The sequence below is a fragment of the Paenisporosarcina sp. P4_E4_2 genome (assembly GCF_056401595.1).
Genome location: NZ_JBFUJC010000285.1, coordinates 1 through 4,093, shown reverse-complemented (window position 1 = coordinate 4,093; position 4,093 = coordinate 1). Strand labels below are relative to the sequence as shown.

The 4,093-nt window shown below is 40.6% G+C and carries 5 protein-coding genes; all 5 read right to left on the bottom strand.

Annotated features, from left to right (window positions below):
• Positions 1–134: 134 nt before the first annotated feature.
• On the bottom strand, positions 135–758 hold the full coding sequence (gene hisG / locus AC1DSB_RS15495; RefSeq protein WP_477587050.1) for an ATP phosphoribosyltransferase: 624 nt from the start codon (positions 756–758) through the stop codon (positions 135–137).
• On the bottom strand, positions 751–1,935 hold the full coding sequence (locus AC1DSB_RS15490) for an ATP phosphoribosyltransferase regulatory subunit (RefSeq protein ID WP_477587049.1): 1,185 nt from the start codon (positions 1,933–1,935) through the stop codon (positions 751–753). The genes hisG and AC1DSB_RS15490 overlap by 8 nt, the downstream gene beginning before the upstream one ends.
• Before the next feature lie 153 nt (positions 1,936–2,088).
• Complete coding sequence (locus tag AC1DSB_RS15485; RefSeq protein WP_477531404.1) at positions 2,089–2,598, bottom strand: acyltransferase; 510 nt, start codon at positions 2,596–2,598, stop codon at positions 2,089–2,091.
• Positions 2,595–3,251, bottom strand: a complete 657-nt coding sequence (gene ppaX / locus AC1DSB_RS15480; protein ID WP_342543110.1) for a pyrophosphatase PpaX — start codon at positions 3,249–3,251, stop codon at positions 2,595–2,597. The genes AC1DSB_RS15485 and ppaX overlap by 4 nt, the downstream gene beginning before the upstream one ends.
• Positions 3,248–4,093 (bottom strand): nucleoside recognition domain-containing protein (locus AC1DSB_RS15475; protein WP_477587048.1); only part of this gene is annotated, 846 nt, incomplete at its 5' end. The genes ppaX and AC1DSB_RS15475, both read right to left, overlap by 4 nt.

Genomic DNA, 4,093 nt, shown 5'->3' with positions numbered 1-4,093 from the left:
GCTTGGTCACCGCGTTTTTTGACATCGGACAATACCATTTTCACGGTGTTCAATTGCTCCTCATTGCCCATTTCCAACGGTCGTTTTAATGATATATCTTTCGTTAAAGAAACGATTTGCATATAATATCCTCCTTACTCCATTGACTCTTTCAGTCGCTTTACCATATCGCGGATGCGTTCACTTTTTAGTCGGTAACTGACGGGATTAGCAATTAACCTCGATGTCACATCCACAATGCGTTCGTATTCAACAAGTCCATTTTCTTTCAATGTCCGACCAGAAGATACGATATCCACAATTCGATCGGCCAGCCCAATCATGGGTGCCAGTTCGATTGAACCATTTAATCCAATAATTTCAACTTGCTCCCCTTTTTCTTTGTAAAAAGCCGAAGCAATTTCAGGATATTTAGTTGCCACTCGAGGCGCAATCTCATTCATGACTGTATTCGGCAAGCCTGCAGTTGCGWTATAGCATTCGCTGATTTTTAAATCCAGCAACTCATGAACAATTCGTTTTTGTTCAAGTAATACATCTTTACCCGCTATTCCTATATCTGCAACCCCATGTTCCACATAAACAGGTACATCCATCGGTTTCGCAAGAATAAATCGAATCTTTTCACCAGGAGCTTCAACAATGAGTTTCCGTGATTCTTCAAAGTCATCCGGTAACTGAAAACCCGCTTTTTGAAGTAACACATAAGCTTCTTCAAAAATTCGTCCTTTCGGCATCGCAATTGTCAGTTCACTCATTATTTCCAACTCCTTMTGTTAACCAAAATACGTCTGTAAAGTTATCCTGATAAGCCTGTCTGTCCTCTACACCATTAACATATTGAATGGTTGTCCGAATTCCTTGCTGTCTAAATTTATTCGCCTCATTGACTGCTTCCATATAATTAGCTTCATCAAAAAAGATTAGCGTATGTGGCTTACGTGTTGTCGATGTAGTCATCACTTCAAGCAATCTGTCTACTCTCAATCCAAAACCTGTTGCACCGACATCACAATTGAACTCCTGCAACAAACCGTCATAGCGACCTCCATTGCCTATCGGAAAACCTGATCCACTCGCAAAAACTTCAAATAACATCCCAGTGTAATAACTCATTTCACTAGTAAGTGTCAGATCGTATGTGACCAGATTTGAAAGACCTGCATTTTCTAGTAACACGGACAAGTCACTAAGATACATAAACATGTTCACTTGCTGAATATTTGATTGGTCGATAAAAGGATGTAATGATTGAATGGATTGCACATTGGAAGCATGTCCAATAAATTCAATAAAGCGTTCTTCTTCTACTTTCGATAATCCATACGATTGTACAGCCTCTTCAAATCCAACCATGTTCTTTTCCACAAGTAATTTACGCAGTTCTTTAACTTGTTCTTTGGATTCGGTAAATTGCGTCAAAATTGATTGCAATAACCCGGCATGTCCGACCGTTAAATGATATTCACCAATTCCAAGTTCCTGTACAAAATCCGATGCGGTTATAATCATTTCTGCATCTGCGAAAACCGAAGAATCTCCTATTAACTCCACGCCCATTTGCTCGAATTCAGCAGGTCGTCCGCCTTCATTTTCCTGAGCACGGAAGACGTTCGCAAAGTATGCTAGACGCAATGGGATTTGTTCCTTCAATAGCTTAGATGTTGCCACACGAACAATTGGTGTCGTCATATCTGGTCTTAAGACAAGTGTCTCACCTTGGCGATCGACTAATTTAAACAACGATGAATCTGAAATTGCCGAGGCTTTCCCCACGGTTTCGTAATATTCAACAGTAGGTGTTTTGATAAAATCAAAGCCGTGATTTCGGAAAAATTTTCTGCCGACATCCCGTACTTTTTCCTTTTTTTCATTTATTAACGGAAATGAGTCTCTCATCCCTAGCGGTTTCTCAAATTTTCGAATTGGCGTCATTCTTTCATCACTTCCTAAAATAAGGATATTTCACTTTAGTACACTAGCATACTACCACGATGAATTAAAATATATTTTAACGTAWCTAATAGAGTGCGTCAATACAAAAGACCTCATGAAGCATTGGAATTCTCTTCATGAGGTCTTTTCTAGTTATATAAGGCGACGTGTCGCCATTTCTTCAGCAGTGTAAATGATTTTCATGGGATTCCCTCCGACAAAACTGCCTTCTGGTACATCTTTATGCACAAGAGTAGCAGCGGAAACGATCGCACCATCACCAATAGTAACTCCAGGTAAAATGGTAGAATTCGCTCCTATAAGAACACGATTCCCAATAATGACGTCTCCAATACGATATTCGTCAATTAAGTACTCATGAGCTAAAAGCGTCGTATTGTACCCGATGATTGAATTCTCTCCAATTGTAATTCTCTCCGGGAACATGACATCAGGCATAACCATCAAGGCAAATGAGGTTTGCTCTCCAACTTTCATATGTAAAAAGTGTCGGTAGAGGAAATTTTTCAGTGGCAATGAAGGGCTGTATCTGCCCAGTTGAATAACGATAAAATTTTTCATCACCTTCCAAAAAGGCACCGTTCGGTAAATATGCCACAACGAGTTTGCCCCTTCTACGGGATAACGTTCCGTCCTTCTCATGAAGATGTTCCGTCCACGATTTCAAGCAAATCCGTTATATGCTGCAACATATATGTTGGGTTAAAAGTAGCTAAATATGCTTCGCCTTTAGCAGTCCATGCAACACCAGCTGTTCTTACACCTGCGTTTTGACCACCCTCGATATCATGGGAGTTGTCCCCGATCATTATTGCCTCTTCTTTCGTTGCATTCAAACGCTCAAGTGCCAAAAGAATGGGTTCAGGGTCTGGTTTTGGGGTAACCACGTCGTCGAGTGCAATCACAACATCGAAGATGTCCTCAATCCCCATTAATGTTAATCCCTTCTGAATCATACCTTGCCTTTTCGTTGATACAATCGCCATCTTAAGGCCTCGAGCTTTTAATATACGGAGAGTATCAGTAACACCATCAAATTCGACAGCCATTTGATCGTGCATTTCAATATTCCATGCGCGGTATTCTTTAATTAGCTCTTCTGTCAATGTTTCATCAATCGAATCAAAGGTCTGTTTTAAGGACGGTCCTATAAATTGCAGCGCGTCTTCTTTAGTAAATCTTCCGGGATATCTTTTACCTAAAACACTTAAAAACGTTTGAATGATGAGCTCATTCGTATCCAGCAATGTACCATCAAAATCGAAAAGAAGCGTTGTTATTGGTTGAGATTTCATGATATAAGTACTTCCTTTCTTTTCGTTTGCTCAGCTCTTTTCCAAATTGATGCGACCACAATCGTCAATACAAAAGCGATGCCGAGCCTTAGTAAAAATAATGGCCAAATCGGTATTCCAAGAGGAATAAAGATAAGCGTATCTTCTACAACTGCGTGACAGGCGACTAAAAAGATAAAGACCAGCGTTGCATCTTTCTTGCTGACCCCGTCCTCTTGTACTGCCTGAATCATTACGCCTGCACCAAATGCCAACCCGATAACCAATCCAGATACCAGTGTCATCGAAGCATTTGGTTTAATTCCGAGCAACTTTGTAAAAGGTGCGATTTTTTGTGAAAACTTCTGCAAATACTGTTTGTCTTTCAAATATTGAATGACAACCATTAATGGAATAACGACCAGGGCGAGTTGCAGTACCCCATAACTTGCCTTTTGCAGTCCGAGTAAGATGATTTCAAGCCACCCTTCAGGCATGGTAGCCATTTTTGGTGCCATCCCATATTGAGCGACTTGCGAACCACCAGACCACACCAGGTTTATGACGATTGCCGATATAGCTGCAAGACCAAATCTTACGAGTAAAACTACCCACAATTTTACGCCAACCTTTAATGCCACTCCCGTTTCAATAAAAATATTATGTGAGAATGACAACATGACTGCCAGAATAAAGACTTCTTTAACAGTCAATTCGAGTGAAAGTATTCCAGCAATCCCTGCATACAAATTGAGCACGTTTCCTAATACTAGCGGAATCGCTGCATCGCCGCGCAATCCGAATAAACCCATGATGGGAGAAACGAAGTCAATAATCCACGGAAGAACTGGTGTGTACTGCAA